This is a genomic window from Pseudomonas sp. GW821-FHT12A04, from assembly GCF_058807755.1.
Window position 1 is genome coordinate 183,261 of the sequence record NZ_JBXAQZ010000014.1, and the last position, 17,505, is coordinate 200,765.

Annotated in this window: 13 protein-coding genes; all 13 read right to left on the reverse strand. The window is 59.1% G+C overall.

Annotated features, from left to right (window positions below):
• Nucleotides 1–51: 51 nt before the first annotated feature.
• The 13 genes from eno to bamA all read right to left on the reverse strand — a co-directional run bounded on the left by eno (nucleotide 52) and on the right by bamA (nucleotide 17,477).
• Nucleotides 52–1,341: a phosphopyruvate hydratase gene (gene eno, locus AC1RS8_RS22300; RefSeq protein ID WP_008019783.1), complete on the reverse strand. Its 1,290-nt coding sequence runs from the start codon at nucleotides 1,339–1,341 to the stop codon at nucleotides 52–54.
• A 156-nt stretch (nucleotides 1,342–1,497) separates the two neighbouring features.
• Entirely contained in the window at nucleotides 1,498–2,343 is an 846-nt protein-coding gene (gene kdsA, locus AC1RS8_RS22305) for a 3-deoxy-8-phosphooctulonate synthase (RefSeq protein ID WP_015093773.1), read from the reverse strand.
• Between the two features lie 5 nt (nucleotides 2,344–2,348).
• The gene (gene pyrG, locus AC1RS8_RS22310) at nucleotides 2,349–3,980 is read right to left on the reverse strand and encodes a CTP synthase (protein ID WP_057716161.1); all 1,632 of its coding nucleotides are present in this window, start codon (nucleotides 3,978–3,980) and stop codon (nucleotides 2,349–2,351) included.
• Nucleotides 3,981–4,254: 274 nt separating this feature from the next.
• Nucleotides 4,255–5,583: a tRNA lysidine(34) synthetase TilS gene (tilS, locus tag AC1RS8_RS22315; RefSeq protein WP_407514164.1), complete on the reverse strand. Its 1,329-nt coding sequence runs from the start codon at nucleotides 5,581–5,583 to the stop codon at nucleotides 4,255–4,257.
• 133 nt (nucleotides 5,584–5,716) lie between these two features.
• Nucleotides 5,717–6,664: an acetyl-CoA carboxylase carboxyltransferase subunit alpha gene (locus tag AC1RS8_RS22320; RefSeq protein WP_057716163.1), complete on the reverse strand. Its 948-nt coding sequence runs from the start codon at nucleotides 6,662–6,664 to the stop codon at nucleotides 5,717–5,719.
• Nucleotides 6,665–6,803: 139 nt separating this feature from the next.
• The gene (gene dnaE, locus AC1RS8_RS22325; RefSeq protein WP_218495040.1) at nucleotides 6,804–10,325 is read right to left on the reverse strand and encodes a DNA polymerase III subunit alpha; all 3,522 of its coding nucleotides are present in this window, start codon (nucleotides 10,323–10,325) and stop codon (nucleotides 6,804–6,806) included.
• A 76-nt stretch (nucleotides 10,326–10,401) separates the two neighbouring features.
• A complete protein-coding gene (gene rnhB, locus AC1RS8_RS22330) occupies nucleotides 10,402–11,028 on the reverse strand; it encodes a ribonuclease HII (RefSeq protein WP_489340606.1) in 627 nt (208 codons plus the stop codon).
• 11 nt (nucleotides 11,029–11,039) lie between these two features.
• Entirely contained in the window at nucleotides 11,040–12,170 is a 1,131-nt protein-coding gene (gene lpxB / locus AC1RS8_RS22335) for a lipid-A-disaccharide synthase (protein WP_489339898.1), read from the reverse strand.
• A gap of 2 nt (nucleotides 12,171–12,172) precedes the next feature.
• Nucleotides 12,173–12,949 carry an acyl-ACP--UDP-N-acetylglucosamine O-acyltransferase gene (lpxA, locus tag AC1RS8_RS22340; protein WP_057716167.1) on the reverse strand — a complete coding sequence of 259 codons (777 nt, stop codon included), beginning with the start codon at nucleotides 12,947–12,949 and terminating at the stop codon, nucleotides 12,173–12,175.
• Nucleotides 12,946–13,386 (reverse strand): 3-hydroxyacyl-ACP dehydratase FabZ, encoded by a 441-nt coding sequence (gene fabZ / locus AC1RS8_RS22345; RefSeq protein WP_007978374.1) that lies wholly within the window; start codon nucleotides 13,384–13,386, stop codon nucleotides 12,946–12,948. Before fabZ ends, lpxA begins: the two co-directional genes overlap by 4 nt.
• A 108-nt stretch (nucleotides 13,387–13,494) precedes the next feature.
• Nucleotides 13,495–14,550 carry a UDP-3-O-(3-hydroxymyristoyl)glucosamine N-acyltransferase gene (gene lpxD / locus AC1RS8_RS22350; RefSeq protein ID WP_489339897.1) on the reverse strand — a complete coding sequence of 352 codons (1,056 nt, stop codon included), beginning with the start codon at nucleotides 14,548–14,550 and terminating at the stop codon, nucleotides 13,495–13,497.
• Between the two features lie 2 nt (nucleotides 14,551–14,552).
• Nucleotides 14,553–15,056, reverse strand: coding sequence for an OmpH/Skp family outer membrane protein (locus tag AC1RS8_RS22355; protein ID WP_007990260.1), 504 nt, complete (start codon nucleotides 15,054–15,056; stop codon nucleotides 14,553–14,555).
• A gap of 45 nt (nucleotides 15,057–15,101) precedes the next feature.
• The gene (gene bamA / locus AC1RS8_RS22360) at nucleotides 15,102–17,477 is read right to left on the reverse strand and encodes an outer membrane protein assembly factor BamA (protein WP_057716169.1); all 2,376 of its coding nucleotides are present in this window, start codon (nucleotides 17,475–17,477) and stop codon (nucleotides 15,102–15,104) included.
• Nucleotides 17,478–17,505 lie beyond the last annotated feature (28 nt).

Below are 17,505 nucleotides of genomic sequence, written 5' to 3' on the forward strand. Positions count from 1 at the left end.
CGCTGTTGCGATTTTTCCGACACAATCCGGTGTCTTTTTACCAGTTACCGCTTAACCGCGGAACTCGCCGCGACCGTTGTACTTGGCTTTGCCGTTCAACTGCTCTTCGATACGCAGCAGTTGGTTGTACTTGGAAACACGGTCGGAACGGCACAGGGAGCCGGTCTTGATCTGGCCAGCCGAGGTGCCCACCGCCAGGTCGGCAATGGTCGAATCTTCGGTTTCGCCGGAGCGGTGCGAGATCACGGCAGTGTAACCGGCGGCCTTGGCCATCTGGATGGCTTCCAGGGTTTCGGTCAGGGTGCCGATCTGGTTGAATTTGATCAGGATCGAGTTGGCGATCTTCTTGTCGATGCCTTCTTTCAGGATCTTGGTGTTGGTGACGAACAGGTCGTCGCCTACCAGCTGAGTCTTCTCGCCGATCTTGTCGGTGAGGATCTTCCAGCCAGCCCAGTCGGACTCGTCCAGGCCATCTTCGATGGAGATGATCGGGTAACGCTCGGTCAGGCCTTTGAGGTAGTCAGCGAAACCTTCGGCGGTGAACACCTGGCCTTCGCCGGACAGGTTGTACTTGCCGTCTTCGTAGAATTCGCTGGCTGCGCAGTCCAGGGCCAGGGTCACGTCGGTGCCCAGCTTGTAACCGGCGTTGGCCACGGCTTCGGAGATCACTTTCAAAGCGTCTTCGTTGGAGGCCAGGTTCGGCGCGAAACCACCTTCGTCACCGACGGCAGTGCTCAGGCCACGGGCCTTCAGCACGGCTTTGAGGTGGTGGAAAATCTCGGTGCCCATGCGCAGACCTTCCGAGAAAGACTTGGCGCCAACCGGCTGAACCATGAATTCCTGGATGTCGACGTTGTTATCGGCGTGCTCGCCGCCGTTGATGATGTTCATCATCGGAACCGGCATCGAGTAGACACCCGGGGTGCCGTTCAGGTTGGCGATGTGAGCGTACAGCGGCAGGTCCTGGTCCTGTGCTGCTGCCTTGGCCGCGGCCAGGGAAACGGCGAGGATTGCGTTGGCGCCCAGGGAACCTTTGTTTTCAGTACCGTCGAGCTTGATCATTGCCAGATCGAGCGCTTTCTGGTCGCTTGGGTCCATGCCTTTCAACAGGTCGCGGATCGGACCGTTGATGTTGGCAACGGCCTTCAGAACGCCCTTGCCCAGGTAACGGCTCTTGTCGCCATCGCGCAGCTCGAGCGCTTCACGCGAGCCAGTGGAAGCACCGGACGGCGCGCAGGCACTGCCGATGATGCCGTTGTCGAGAAGCACGTCCGCTTCCACGGTGGGATTGCCACGGGAGTCGAGAACTTCACGACCTTTGATGTCGACGATTTTAGCCATTGTTGTAAACACTCCAAAGTTGACGAAAACGACGCAGCTGTAGGAAATCTTTGATCGTCGGCAAGTGAGGTGCAGCGGGCAGTCTTGCAGACGACAAGGCTCAGGCCCGAGGGCCTGAGCGTTAAATCGTGCGGTACTTTACCGGAGAATTGAGGATTACGCGGTTTCTACCGTCGGAAAACTCTTCACCAGTTCGTCCAAAGCTTTGAGCTGGGCCAGGAATGGCTCCAGTTTGTCCAGGCGCAAGGCGCAAGGACCGTCGCACTTGGCGTTGTCCGGATCCGGGTGGGCTTCCAGGAACAGGCCGGCCAGCGACTGGCTCATACCGGCTTTTGCCAGGTCGGTGACCTGGGCGCGACGACCGCCGGCGGAATCGGAGCGACCACCAGGCATTTGCAGCGCGTGGGTCACATCGAAGAACACCGGGTATTCGAACTGCTTCATGATGCCGAAGCCGAGCATGTCGACGACGAGGTTGTTGTAGCCGAAGCTCGAACCACGCTCGCAGAGGATCAACTGATCGTTACCCGCTTCCACGCACTTGTTCAGGATGTGCTTCATTTCCTGGGGGGCGAGGAACTGGGCTTTCTTGATGTTGATCACGGCGCCCGTTTTGGCCATCGCGACCACGAGGTCGGTCTGGCGCGACAGGAATGCCGGCAACTGGATGATGTCGCAGACTTCAGCGACGACCGCGGCCTGGTCAGGCTCGTGGACGTCGGTGATGATCGGCACGCCGAAGGCTTGCTTGATGTCCTGGAAGATGCGCATGCCTTCTTCCAGGCCAGGACCACGATAGGAGGTCACAGAAGACCGGTTGGCCTTGTCGAAACTGGCCTTGAACACGTAAGGGATACCGAGCTTTTCGGTGACCTTCACATACTCTTCGCAAACCTGCATGGCCATGTCACGGCTTTCCAGCACGTTCATGCCGCCGAACAGCACCATGGGCTTGTCGTTGGCAATCTCGATGTCGCCGACGCGGATGATCTTCTGTGCCATCGGGGTTACGCCTTCTTCTGGTGTTGAGCCAACGCGGCCTTGACGAAGCCGCTGAACAGCGGGTGACCGTCGCGTGGCGTCGAGGTGAACTCAGGGTGGAACTGGCAAGCGACGAACCATGGGTGATCCGGAGCTTCAACCACTTCAACCAGTGCGCCATCACCGGAACGACCGGAGATTTTCAAACCGGCTTCCATGATTTGCGGCAGCAGGTTGTTGTTCACTTCGTAGCGATGACGATGACGTTCGACAATCACGTCCTTGCCGTAGCAACCGTGGACCAGGGAACCCGGCTCCAGCAGGCAATCCTGCGCGCCCAGGCGCATGGTGCCGCCCAGATCGGAGGTTTCGGTACGGGTTTCGACGGCGCCGGTGGCATCTTCCCACTCGGTGATCAGGCCCACGACCGGGTGGCCGCTTGCACGATCGAACTCGGTGGAGTTGGCGTCTTTCCAGCCCATCACGTTACGTGCGAACTCGATAACGGCCACTTGCATGCCCAGGCAGATACCCAGGTACGGAACCTTGTTTTCGCGAGCGTATTGAACGGCAGTGATCTTGCCTTCAACGCCACGCAGACCGAAGCCGCCCGGTACCAGGATGGCATCGACGCCTTCGAGCAGCGCGGTGCCCTGGTTCTCGATGTCTTCGGAATCGATGTAGCGCAGGTTGACCTTGGTACGGTTGCTGATGCCCGCGTGACTCATCGCTTCGATCAGCGACTTGTAGGCGTCCAGCAGCTCCATGTACTTGCCGACCATGGCGATGGTGACTTCGTGCTCAGGGTTGAGCTTGGCGTCGACCACGGCTTCCCACTCGGACAGATCGGCACCGCCGCATTGCAGGCCGAAACGCTCGACGACGAAATCGTCCAGGCCCTGGGAGTGCAGGATACCCGGGATCTTGTAGATGGTATCGGCGTCTTCCAGCGCGATCACCGCACGTTCTTCAACGTTGGTGAACTGCGCGATCTTGCGACGCGACGACACATCGATCGGGTGGTCGGAACGGCAGACCAGCACGTCTGGTTGCAGGCCGATGGAACGCAGTTCCTTCACCGAGTGCTGGGTAGGCTTGGTCTTGGTTTCGCCGGCAGTGGCGATGTACGGCACCAGTGTCAGGTGCATCAGCATCGCGCGCTTGGCGCCGACTTCGAAGCGCAGTTGGCGGATCGCCTCGAGGAACGGTTGCGACTCGATGTCACCCACGGTGCCACCGATTTCGACCATTGCCACGTCAGCGTCGCCGGCACCCTTGATGATGCGGCGCTTGATTTCGTCGGTGATGTGCGGGATCACCTGGATGGTTGCACCCAGGTAGTCACCACGGCGCTCCTTGCGCAGGACGTGTTCGTAGACACGGCCCGTGGTGAAGTTGTTGTTCTGGGTCATGGTCGTGCGGATGAACCGCTCGTAGTGACCCAGGTCCAGGTCGGTCTCGGCGCCGTCGTGAGTGACGAACACTTCACCGTGCTGGAACGGGCTCATCGTGCCCGGGTCGACGTTGATGTACGGGTCCAGCTTCAGCATGGTGACCTTAAGTCCCCGCGCCTCCAGGATGGCCGCCAATGATGCCGATGCAATGCCTTTCCCCAATGAAGAAACAACACCGCCCGTGACGAATATGTAGCGCGTCATGAAAAACCCTAGAAGTCTGCGTTAAAGCGGTCCGAGCCGCCGGGGAAAGCGAAGGAAGGCCGAAGCCCCCGATCACCTGCATTAATCACAGTGCACCTTTCGAAAAAACCGCCGCGTTGGGACAGACCGGAAAATGAAACACCGGTTCGTTGCTCGCTACACATTTTTTGGAATCGCCCAGCAAAGACTGCTTGGTAATCGGCAACTCCTGCAATTCAGGCGAATCCACAGAAGTTGTATCAAGAAGGGAGCGTAGTCTACCGGAAAGCCCCTTTCAGCTCAAACCTTGATCTTCGTTCAGTGGCTGCCAATGCAAATGCCAGTCGCCGAGTGCACCACCATCGAGCCCCTTGAGGTTCGCTACCGCCAGCAGTTGCCCGTCTTTGTAGAGCAGCGGCAATCTGCCGCGTACGAAGGACGGTACAGCGCTTTCATTGAGCAAACGTTTCAGGTCCCTATGGCCGCGGCCTGGCAATGCCATGACCTCTCCCCCTTCACGATAGCGGATATGCAGCGGGCCATCGGGGATTTGCCCGGTCAGCGAAAGCACGCCGTTGCCCGGGATAGCCAGCGGTGAAGCCGGATCCAGCCACACCCCGGCGCCGGGCAGAGGCCTCAGCCAGTGGCCGGACAGCCACCAGATCCGCCCGCCCGCCCGATGCAGTTCGCCATCGGCCAGCCGCCACACCGGGCAGGCATCGCCGGTGGCATCGCGCAAATCCTCCCAACCCGACCAATGGTCAGTGTCCGGCAAGCGGGTCAGCGGTTCGAGCCAATGACTCAAGGCATTGCGCTGCCGGGCATCAGACAAATGCGCAAGCGGCGCCAGCTCAAGCGACCGCAAGCCCAGCCAGGCAAACTCACTGGCAGAGCTGGCCTCACGCAAATCCATGTCCGCCAGTTCTTCGAGCAGTCCTTGCGCCTCATTCAAATGCGTCGCGCTGCGGGCCATGGTCGCCACCGCTTGCGGCCAGCGCTGGATCAGCACCGGCAAGACTTGATGCCTAAGGTAATTGCGCGAGTACTGCCGATCCTGGTTCGAGGGATCTTCGATCCAGCTCAAGTCATGCGCACTGGCATAAGCCTCCAACTCAGCCCGCGTGACATCAAGCATTGGCCGCAGCAAATGCCCCTTGCCCAAAGGGCGCTGACGCGGCATCCCGGACAATCCGCGCACGCCCGCTCCGCGCAACAAGCGAAACAGCAGCGTTTCCGCCTGATCGTCGCGATGCTGAGCCGTCAGCAGCACTTCGTTGGCCTGAAGGGCTTCAGTGAAGGCGTGATACCGCGCATCCCGAGCTGCTCGTTCAAGGCTGGCACCCGGTTGCACCTGCACGCGAACCACTTGCAGCGGCACGCCCAGCGCAGCGCACACGGCACGACAATGTTCCGGCCACGTATCGGCTACGGCTTGAAGGCCGTGATGAACATGGATGGCGTTGAGCGTCGGCAGGTATTCGGTTTTGGAGAGTGTTGCCAGAAGGTGCAGCAGGACAGTGGAGTCGAGGCCGCCGGAGAAGGCGATGCGCCAGGTCGCAGCATTGCGCCACGAGGCAAGATTCAACAAGAGTCTGGCGGGCAGATCAATATTGGACCGACTCATATCCATCACCTTGCATAAATCAAATGTGGGAGCGAGCTTGCTCGCGATAGCGGCCTGACATTCAACAGATTCGTCGACTGTCATACCCTCATCGCGAGCAAGCTCGCTCCCACATGGGCACTGCGTGTACGGCTTAGAGACCGTAGCTCATCAGTCGATCGTAGCGGCGCTTGAGCAGCGCGTCGTTATCGAACTTCTTCAGCATCGCCAGTTGCGAGCTCAGCTCGGCGCGGATCGATGCGGCTGCGGCGGCCGGATCGCGGTGCGCGCCGCCCAGTGGCTCGCCAATCACCTTGTCCACGATGCCCAGGCCTTTGAGGCGCTCGGCGGTGATGCCCATCGCTTCTGCGGCATCCGGTGCCTTCTCGGAGGTTTTCCACAGAATCGAAGCGCAACCTTCCGGCGAAATCACCGCGTAGGTGGAGTATTGCAGCATGTTCAACTGGTCGCAGACACCGATCGCCAGTGCACCACCGGAACCACCCTCACCGATCACGGTGGCGATGATTGGGGTTTTCAGGCGGGCCATGACACGCAGGTTCCAGGCAATCGCTTCGCTCTGGTTGCGTTCTTCAGCGTCAATGCCAGGGTAAGCGCCCGGAGTGTCGATGAAGGTCAGGATCGGCATTTTGAAACGTTCGGCCATTTCCATCAGGCGGCAAGCCTTGCGGTAGCCTTCCGGACGCGGCATGCCGAAATTGCGGCGAACTTTCTCGCGCACTTCACGGCCTTTCTGGTGACCGATGATCATCACCGGCTTGTCGTCCAGACGGGCAATACCGCCAACGATGGCAGCGTCGTCCGAGAAGTGACGGTCACCGTGCAGTTCGTCGAACTCGGTGAAGATGTGTTCGATGTAGTCCAGGGTATACGGACGTTTCGGGTGACGCGCCAGACGTGCGATCTGCCAGCTGGTCAGCTTGCCGAAGATGTCTTCGGTCAGCGTTTTGCTCTTGTCCTGCAGGCGGGAGATCTCATCGCCGATATTCAGCGAATTGTCATTACCGACCAAGCGCAACTCTTCGATCTTGGCTTGCAGGTCGGCGATCGGCTGTTCGAAATCTAGAAAATTCGGGTTCATAGGCGTCCGTCTTGGGTCGAGTCCCAAGGGTTCTTGGGCCGGCCGGTTGTCTATTCGCGCCCTACCTTAAGGGACAGGCGCGTTGAGGTCGAGATTAAAAATTCAGGTCAAGGTCAGGGCAATCTGATAGCACTGACCGTCAACGGTATTGGAGGAAGACGTTGTCTCGCCCGAACTGGTCACGCAGGGCTTGAATCAACGCATCCGCCGGATCGATTCGCCAGCCTTCGCCGAACTGCAACAAGGCCTTCGCATCGGGGCTGGTGTAGTCCAAGGTGATCGGGCACGCGCCGCGGTGACGCTTCAACAGTTCACCCAGCCAGCGTAGCTGATCGCCCTTGAGGTCCTTGGTATGCAACTTCAGGCGCAGGCTTTCAGCCAGATTGGTGCGCGCATCCTCCATGCTCATCACCCGCTTGACCCGCAATTTCAGGCCACCGGAGAAGTCGTCGTTGCTGACCTCGCCTTCAACCACCACCATCGCGTCGGTCTGCAACAGCGATTGCGCGGAATGGAACGCCTCGGAAAACAGCGAGGCCTCGATCCGTCCGGAGCGGTCGTCGAGGGTGATGAACCCCATCTTGTCGCCCTTTTTGTTCTTCATCACCCGCAAGGCGATGATCATCCCGGCAACGGTCTGGGTATCACGCGCCGGTTTCAGGTCGATGATGCGCTGGCGGGCGAAGCGACGGATTTCACCTTCGTACTCGTCGATCGGGTGACCGGTCAGGTACAGGCCGAGGGTATCTTTCTCCCCCTTCAGGCGCTCCTTGAGGGTCAGTTCCTTGGCCTTGCGGTGATTGGCGTAGACGTCGGCGTCTTCTTCGACAAACAGACCGCCAAACAGGTCGGAGTGACCGCTGTCCTGGGTGCGCGCGGTCTGTTCGGCCGCCTTGATCGCCTCTTCCATGGCGGTCAGCAGCACCGCGCGATTACGGTCGATGTTGGCCTGGTAGGCTTTCTGCTCGTCGTGGAAATACGGCCCGAGGCGATCCAGCGCACCGCTGCGGATCAAACCGTCGAGGGTGCGCTTGTTGATGCGCTTGAGATCGACCCGTGCGCAGAAATCGAACAGATCCTTGAACGGACCGGCCAGACGCGCTTCGGTGATCGCCTCGACCGGGCCTTCACCCACGCCCTTGATGGCGCCCAGGCCGTAAATGATCCGGCCTTCGTCGTTCACCGTGAACTTGAATTCGGAGGTGTTCACGTCCGGCGCGTCGAGACGCAGCTTCATCGTCCGCACTTCTTCGATCAAGGTCACGACCTTGTCGGTGTTGTGCATATCCGCAGAGAGTACCGCGGCCATGAACGGCGCCGGGTAGTGCGCCTTCAGCCATGCGGTCTGGTACGACACCAGGCCATAGGCGGCGGAGTGGGATTTGTTGAAGCCGTAACCGGCGAATTTTTCCACCAGGTCGAAAATGTTACCGGCGAGGTCCGCGTCGATGTTGTTGGTGGCGCAACCTTCAATGAAGCCACCGCGCTGCTTGGCCATTTCCTCGGGTTTTTTCTTACCCATGGCTCGACGCAGCATGTCCGCACCACCGAGGGTGTAACCGGCCATGACCTGGGCAATCTGCATCACCTGTTCCTGGTACAGGATGATGCCGTAAGTCGGTGCCAGTACCGGCTTGAGGCCTTCGTACTGGTAGTCCGAGTGCGGATACGCCAGCTCGGCGCGACCGTGCTTACGGTTGATGAAGTCGTCCACCATGCCCGATTGCAGCGGGCCCGGACGGAACAGTGCCACCAGTGCGATCAAGTCTTCCAGGCAGTCGGGCTTGAGCTTTTTGATCAGCTCCTTCATGCCCCGGGATTCAAGCTGGAACACCGCCGTGGTTTCGGCTTTTTGCAGCAAGGTGTAGGTCGGTTTGTCATCCAGCGGGATGAACGCGATATCCAGCGGCGGTTCGTTGACCTTGGCACGGTCGCGGTTGATGGTTTTCAGCGCCCAGTCGATGATCGTCAGGGTCCGCAGGCCGAGGAAGTCGAACTTCACCAGGCCGGCCGCCTCGACGTCATCCTTGTCGAACTGGGTTACCAGGCCATCACCGGCTTCGTCGCAATAGATCGGCGAGAAGTCGGTCAGCTTGGTCGGGGCGATTACCACACCACCGGCGTGCTTGCCGACGTTACGCACAACGCCTTCGAGCTTGCGGGCCATCTCCCAGATTTCCGCGGCCTCTTCATCGACCTTGATGAAATCGCGCAGGATCTCTTCCTGCTCATAGGCCTTTTCCAGGGTCATGCCGACTTCGAACGGAATCATCTTCGACAGACGATCCGCCAGGCCATAGGACTTGCCCTGCACCCGCGCCACGTCGCGGACCACGGCCTTTGCCGCCATGGAACCGAAGGTGATGATCTGGCTCACGGCGTTGCGGCCGTACTTCTCGGCTACGTAGTCGATTACCCGGTCGCGACCGTCCATGCAGAAGTCGACGTCGAAGTCGGGCATCGACACCCGTTCCGGGTTGAGGAATCGTTCGAACAGCAGGTCATATTCCAGCGGGTCGAGGTCGGTGATCTTCTGTACGTAGGCCACCAGCGACCCGGCACCCGATCCACGGCCAGGACCCACCGGCACGCCGTTATTCTTGGCCCACTGGATAAAGTCCATCACGATCAGGAAGTAACCGGGGAACCCCATCTGGATGATGATATCCAGCTCGAAATTCAGCCGGTCGACATAGACCTGGCGCTTGGCCTCGTAGTCTTCGGTGGTGTCCTTGGGCAGCAGAACGGCAAGGCGCTCTTCCAGGCCGTCGAAGGACACCTTGCGGAAGTACTCGTCGATGGTCATGCCATCAGGGATCGGGAAGTTGGGCAGGAAGTGCGTGCCCAGCTTCACTTCAATGTTGCAGCGCTTGGCGATCTCGACGGTGTTTTCCAGCGCTTCGGGAATGTCGCTGAACAGCTCGGCCATTTCCTCGGCGCTTTTGAGATACTGCTGATCGCTGTAATTCTTCGAGCGCCGCGGATCGTCGAGGGCGCGGCCTTCACCGATGCAGACGCGGGTTTCATGGGCAGCGAAGTCTTCCTGCTTGATGAAACGCACGTCGTTGGTCGCCACCAGCGGCGCACCGAGCTTCTCGGCCAGGGCCACGGCGCCGTGCAGTTGTTCTTCATCATTGGGGCGGTTGGTGCGCTGGATTTCCAGATAGAAACGATCCGGAAACACGTCCATCCACTCGCGGGCCAGGGTTTCGGCCTCGACGGGGTTGCCGCTGAGCATGGCCTGGCCGATCTCGCCTTCTTTGGCCGCCGACAGCATGATCAAGCCCGAGTTGGCTTCAGCAACCCATTCGCGCTCGATGATGATCGCGCCATTGCGCTGACCATCGATAAAGCCGCGGGAAATCAGTTCGGTGAGGTTGCGATAGCCTTCGGCGTTCATCACCAGCAGGCTGATCCGGCTCAGGGGGTTGTCCGGATCCTTGTTCGACAGCCACAGGTCGGCGCCGCAGATCGGCTTGATCCCGGCACCCATGGCGTTTTTATAGAATTTGACCAGGGAACACATGTTGTTCTGGTCGGTGACCGCCACGGCAGGCATGTTCATGCCCACCAGGGTCTTGACCAGCGGCTTGATCCGCACCAGACCGTCGACCAGGGAGTATTCAGTGTGCAGGCGTAGGTGAACGAATGAAGCCGGCATAGTGATCCTGCGTTAAGTCATGAAAACAACAAGGCCCGGATTGTACCGGGCCTTGAGTAAAACATCAGCCTCGCGACTAACTCTCGATGAGACCTTCCCGTGCCTCATACGCCAGCCGCACCGGGGCAAACGATCGCCGGTGAATCGGGGTCGGGCCAAGACGGGTGAGCGCTTCCAGATGAACGGGTGTCGGGTAGCCTTTGTGCCCGCCGATGCCGTAACCCGGGTAGATCAATTCGAACGCGGCCATTTCACGATCACGGCTGACCTTGGCCAGAATCGATGCGGCGGCGATGGCTGGAACCTTGCTATCGCCCTTGACCACGGCTTCGGAGCGCATCGGCAGTTTCGGGCAACGATTGCCGTCGATCATCGCCAGCTTCGGCTGAACGTGCAGCCCGGCGACCGCGCGCTGCATGGCCAACATGGTGGCGTGCAGGATATTCAGTTTGTCGATTTCTTCGACTTCGGCACGAGCGATGCACCAGCTCAGCGCTTTTTCGCAGATTTCGTCGTAGAGCTTTTCGCGACGGGCTTCGGTGAGTTTCTTCGAGTCATTCAGGCCGAGGATCGGGCGGTTCGGATCGAGGATCACCGCCGCTGTCACCACCGCACCACAGAGCGGACCGCGACCCACCTCATCGACACCGGCAACCAACTCTTCGATTTCAGCGACCAAGGTGAAATCCAGCCCCATCTGCATATTCGTTTTACTCATTTTACTTGGCCGATCAGGTTCAGCAGTGCGTCCGCAGCCTGGTTGGAGGCATCCAGACGCAGGGTCCGGTGAATCTCGTCAAAACCGCGGGTCTGCTCTTCCCCATCCTCGATCAGTGGCGACAAGGTCTGGGCCAGCGCTTCGACCGTGGCATCGTCCTGCAACAACTCGGGCACCAACAGACGTTGGGCCAACAGGTTCGGCAACGAAATGTAGGGGCTTTTCACCATGCGCTTGAGAATCCAGAACGTCAGCGGCGCCAGGCGATAGGCGACCACCATCGGTCGCTTGTACAGCAACGCTTCAAGCGTCGCGGTACCGGAGGCAATCAACACCGCATCACACGCTGCCAAGGCCAGATGAGATTGCCCGTCGAGCAGGGTCAGCGGCAGATCGCGACCGGCCAACAGTTCTTCGAGCTGTGCGCGACGTTGCGCACTGGCGCACGGCATGACAAACCGCACCCCCGGGCGCAACGCCCGCAGGCGTTGCGCCGTATCGAGAAACAATGAACCGAGCCGGCCAACTTCACCGCCACGGCTGCCTGGCATCAACGCCACCAGCGGCCCGTCAGGCAAACCGAGTTCGGCCCGCGCAGCAGCGCGATCGGCCTGCAGTGGAATGGCATCGGCCAGGGTATGGCCGACGAAACGCACCGGCACGCCTTTCTCTTCGTAGAATCTGGCTTCGAACGGGAACAGCGTGAGCATCAGGTCGCAGCCTTCGCGAATCTTCAGCACGCGTTTCTGCCGCCAGGCCCAGACCGACGGGCTGACGTAGTGCACGGTCTTGATCCCGGCCTGGCGCAGTTTGAGTTCGATATTGAGGTTGAAGTCCGGCGCGTCGATACCGATGAATACATCGGGTTTCGCGTCGATCAGGTCGGCGACCAGCTTCTTGCGCCGAGCCAGCAACTCGCGCAACCGCCCCAGCACTTCCACCAGGCCCATGACGGACAGACGCTCCATCGGGAAATACGAGGCCAGGCCTTCAGCCTGCATCAACGGACCACCGACACCGATGAACTCGACCGCCGGGTGGCGAGCCTTGAGCGCGCGCATGAGACCCGCACCCAGAATGTCACCGGAAGCCTCACCTGCTACCAGCGCAATACGCAGATTGGCCATGGTTAGCGAGTGATGCCGCGGGTCGAAGACTGGATGGAGTCACGGAACACCGCTACTTCCGGGAACTGCGCAGAAGGCTCCGCCAGTTCGGCGAGCGCCTGCTCCACGGTCAGGCCCTGGCGGTACACCACCTTGTAGGCACGACGCAGCGCGTGGATCGCATCTTCGCTGAAGCCACGACGGCGCATGCCCTCGAAGTTCATGCTCCGGGCTTCGGCAGGGTTGCCGAACACCGTGACATACGCAGGAACATCCTTGCCGATCGCTGTACCCATACCTGAAAAGCTGTGGGCGCCAATGTGGCAATACTGGTGAACCAGGGTAAAACCGGAAAGGATCGCCCAGTCTTCCACATGCACATGGCCCGCCAGTGCGGTGTTGTTCACCAGGATGCAATGGTTGCCGATAACGCTGTCGTGGCCTATGTGGGCATAGGCCATGATCAGGTTGTGGTCGCCCAGGGTCGTTTCCGAGCGGTCCTGGATGGTGCCACGGTGAATCGTCACGCCTTCACGGATGACGTTGTGATCACCGATCACCAGGCGGGTTTCCTCGCCCTTGTACTTCAGGTCGGGTGTGTCTTCGCCCACCGAGGAAAACTGGTAGATGCGATTGTGCTTACCGATTCGGGTCGGGCCCTTGAGAATCACGTGCGGCCCGATGACTGTCCCCTCGCCGATTTCCACACCTGCGCCGACGATCGACCACGGGCCGACCTCGACGCCGTCAGCCAGAACGGCTGTCGGATCGATGATTGCACGAGGGTCAATCAAACTCATAGCTTGCGTTCCGCACAGATGATTTCAGCCGAGCAGACAGGCTTGCCATCGACCGAAGCCTGGCACTCGAACTTCCAGATCTGACGCTTGCAGCTGATGAACTTGGCCTCAAGGATCAGCTGATCGCCCGGCAAAACCGGCTGGCGGAAGCGCAGCTTGTCGGACCCGACGAAGTAATAGAGCGTGCCGTCAGCCGGTTTCACGTCGAGCATTTTGAAACCAAGGATCCCGGCAGCCTGAGCCATTGCTTCGATGATCAATACGCCCGGCATGATTGGATGCGCAGGGAAGTGACCATTGAAGAACGGTTCATTGATGCTGACATTCTTGTAGGCGCGAATGCGCTTGCCTTCAACATCCAGCTCCACTACCCGGTCCACCAGCAGGAACGGGTAACGGTGAGGCAGGTATTCGCGAATCTCGTTGATGTCCATCATTTCGGGGGGAAGCCTATGTAAAGATTGGGAGCGCGCGACTGACACACGCCCCTCTAGCAAATCAAGCAGGCCGTCTAACGGCTGTGCACACTTGATATGGAAATGGTATCAGCCATCTGATGAAGCATTACCGTCAGGGGTCACTTCCCCTACACGCTTTTCCAGCTGTCGCAGGCGCCGCGCGATGTCATCGAGCTGACGGATGCGAGCCGCGCTTTTGCGCCATTCGGCTGCTGGCTGCATTGCCGTTCCGGAAGAATAGGAACCCTTTTCGGTAATCGAGTGGGTCACCATGGTCATCCCGGTGATGAAAACGTTGTCGCAAATTTCGATATGCCCCACCAGCCCTACACCGCCAGCGAGCATGCAATGCTTGCCGATTTTGGTGCTGCCGGAGATCCCGACGCAGGCGGCCATGGCGGTGTGATCACCGACCTGAACGTTGTGGGCGATCTGGATCTGGTTGTCGAGCTTCACACCATTACCGAGAACGGTATCGGCCAATGCGCCGCGGTCGATAGCGGTATTCACGCCAATCTCCACATCGTCACCGACCAACACACCACCGATCTGGGCGATTTTCTGCCAGATACCTTTCTCATTGGCGAAACCGAAACCTTCGCCGCCGAGCACGGCACCTGACTGAATGACCACACGCTTGCCGATACGCACGTCGTGGTACAGCGTGACCCGCGGGGCCAGCCAGCCGCCTTCGCCAATTTCGCAACGGGCACCGATGAAGCAATGCGCACCGATGGTCACACCCGCAGCAATACGTGCCGCGTTTTCGATCACCGCAAAGGCACCAATACTCGCAGCCGGGTCAACCACCGCGTCCTCGGCCACAACGGCTGTCGGGTGAATGCCGGCAGCCGCTTTCGGCTTTGGATCGAACAGGTGGGAAACACGCGCGTAGGCCAGATACGGATCAGGCACGATCAGCGCATTACCGGCAAAACCTTCGGCATCAGCAGCCTTCAGTAACAGAGCTGCGGCCTGGCTATCTGCCAGGTACTTACGGTATTGAGGGTTTGCGAGAAAGCTCAACTGAGCTGGGCCAGCCTCTTGCAAAGTGGCTAGCCCAGTAATTTCTTTCTCCGGGTCGCCACGTAGCGTGGCGCCGAGGAACTCGGCCAATTGGCCGAGCTTTATAGTCGCTGTCATAGTTACTTCAGCTGATTCATGCGCTCGATAACCTGGCGAGTGATGTCGTACTGAGGCTTGACATCAATCACTGCGCCACGCTCGAAGACCAGGTCAAAAGCACCTTTCTTGATGACTTCTTCCACAGCGCTGTCCAGTTTCGGCTTGAGCTGCTTCAGCATTTCACGGTCGGCAACGGCTTTGGCTTCGTTCAGTTCCTTGGACTGGAACTGGAAGTCACGGGCCTTTTGCTTGAATTCAAGCTCCAGACGCTCGCGCTCGCCCTGCTGCATTTTGTCGCCACCGGCCATCAGACGGTCCTGAATGCCCTTGGCGCTGCTTTCCAGCGTCTTGAGCTTCGTCAGCTGAGGACCGAACTTCTTCTCGGCATCCACGGCGTATTTCTTGGCCGCATCGGACTCCAGCAGAGCCATCTGATAGTTCAGAACAGCAATTTTCATGTCGGCGAACGCCGGACCAGCGACCAGTACGCTGGCCAGGAGAACCAATTGAGTCAACTTACGCACGATGCACCCCTACAAAATTCATTGTCGTTATCTTGGGTCAGACGCTTAGAACGTCTGGCCGAGAGAGAATTGGAACACTTGAGTTTCAGCGTCATCCGGTTTCTTGACTGGCATGGCCAAGGCGAAACTCAGAGGACCCAGTGCGGTGACCCAGGTCACACCCACACCGACGGAACTGGCCATGTTGCTCAGACTGATATCGTTGCACTTGGTGTTGGACTTCGAGCCATCCGCGTTTGTGGTATCCGAGCAAGATGAATCGAACACGTTACCCACATCCCAGAATACCGAGGTCCGCAGGGAGCGTTGATCCTTGATGAACGGCAGCGGGAACAGAACCTCCACACCACCCTGGATCAGGACGTTACCACCGAACGGCAGCGGATCCTGGTCCGGGTCGACCGCTGTACCAGGGTTCTTGCCGGTACTTGGTGTACTGCGAGGCCCCAGGGTGCTGTCCTTGAAGCCACGAACCGAGTTGAAACCACCAGCATAGTAGTTTTCATAGAATGGCAAGCCATCCGTCGACCCGTAGCCATCGCCATAACCCAGCTCGGTGTGCAGGCGCATGGTGTAGTTCTCGCTCAATGGCTGGAACAACTGGCCACGGTAGTCGAGCTTGAAGAACGACAGGTCGCTGCCTGGAATCGTGGATTCCAGCACCAGGCTCTGGGAATGACCACGGGTAGCGAGCACACCCTTGTTCAGGGTGGACTCGGACCAACCGGCCGAAGCCTTGAAGTTCAGGTACTTGTCGCCTTCCTTGTTAACGAAGTCGAAGATCTCGTCAACGGTGTACACACCTGTCTTGATCTCGTCCTGCTGAGCTGTCAGGCCAAAGGTCAGACGCGAAGTCTCGCTGATCGGGTAGCCAACGCTCACACCTGCACCCAGGCTGTCTACGGCGTAGCTGGCGATGTCAGTATCGAGCTCGTCATAGTCAGTCGTGCGGTAGAACGCGTTGTAACCCAGGCTCACGCCATCGGCGGTCCAGTAGGGGTCGACAAAGCCGAAGTTATAGCGGGTCTGGTATTCGCTTTTGGTCAAGCCGACGCTGACCTTGTTACCGGTACCCAGGAAGTTGTTCTGGGTGATCGAACCACCGAGGATCAGACCGGCGCTCTGGGCGAAACCGACGCTGGCGGTAATCGAACCGGAGGCTTGTTCTTCAACGCTGTAGTTGACGTCCACCTGGTCATCGACACCCGGCACGGCCGGAGTCTCAACGTTGACTTCCTTGAAGAAGCCCAGACGTTCAAGACGGGTCTTGGATTGGTCGATCAGGTAAGTGGAAGCCCAGCCGCCTTCCATCTGACGCATTTCACGACGCAGCACTTCGTCTTCGGACTTGGTGTTGCCACGGAAGTTGATGCGGTTCACGTAGGCACGTTTGCCCGGATCGACCGCGAACAGGATGTCTACGGTGTGATCTTCGTCGTGCGGTTGAGGCACACCGTTGACGTTGGCGAAGGTGTAACCCTCGTTACCCAGGCGACGGGTGATCAGTTCGGAGGTGGTGGTCATCAGCTTGCGCGAGAACACCTGGCCTTTTTGCACCAGCAACAGGGACTTGATCTGGTCTTCAGGGACTTTCAGGTCACCGCTGAGCTTGACGTCACGAACGGTGTACTTCTCGCCTTCGTTGACGTTGACGGTGATGTAGACGTGCTTCTTGTCTGGCGTAATGGAGACCTGAGTCGAAGCGATATCCATGTTGATGTAGCCACGGTCCAGATAGTAGGAACGCAGGCGTTCCAGGTCACCGGACAGCTTTTCACGAGCGTACTTGTCGTCGTTCTTGAAGAACGACAACCAGTTGGTGGTCTTGAGTTCGAACAGGTCGATCAGGTCTTCGTCAGGGAAGACCGTGTTGCCAACCACGTTGATGTGCTGGATAGCCGCAACGGTGCCTTCGTTGATGTTGACCTTCAGGCCGACGCGGTTACGCGGCTGCGGCACCACTTCGGTGTCGACGGTAGCCGAGTAGCGACCCTGGGCGACGTACTGACGTTGCAGCTCGTTACGCACACCTTCGAGGGTGGCACGCTGGAAGATCTCGCCTTCGGCCAGACCGGATTGCTTGAGGCCTTTCATCAGGTCTTCGGTAGAGATCGCCTTGTTGCCTTCGATCTCGATACTGGCGACCGACGGGCGCTCGACTACCGTGATGACCAGGACGTTGCCATCGCGGCCCAGCTGGATATCTTGAAAGAAACCGGTTTTGAACAACGCACGAGTGGATTCCACCAGGCGACGATCATCCGCCTGTTCACCGACGTTCAACGGCAAAGCACCAAAGACGCTACCCGCGGAGACCCGCTGGAGGCCATTGACGCGAATATCAGAGATAGTGAAGGACTCGGCGTGAACTTCGGCGATCATCAATACGGTGAGAACCGCAGTTAGCAGCAGACGTTTCATGAAGTCCTTTCTTATTCCAACTGGCAAT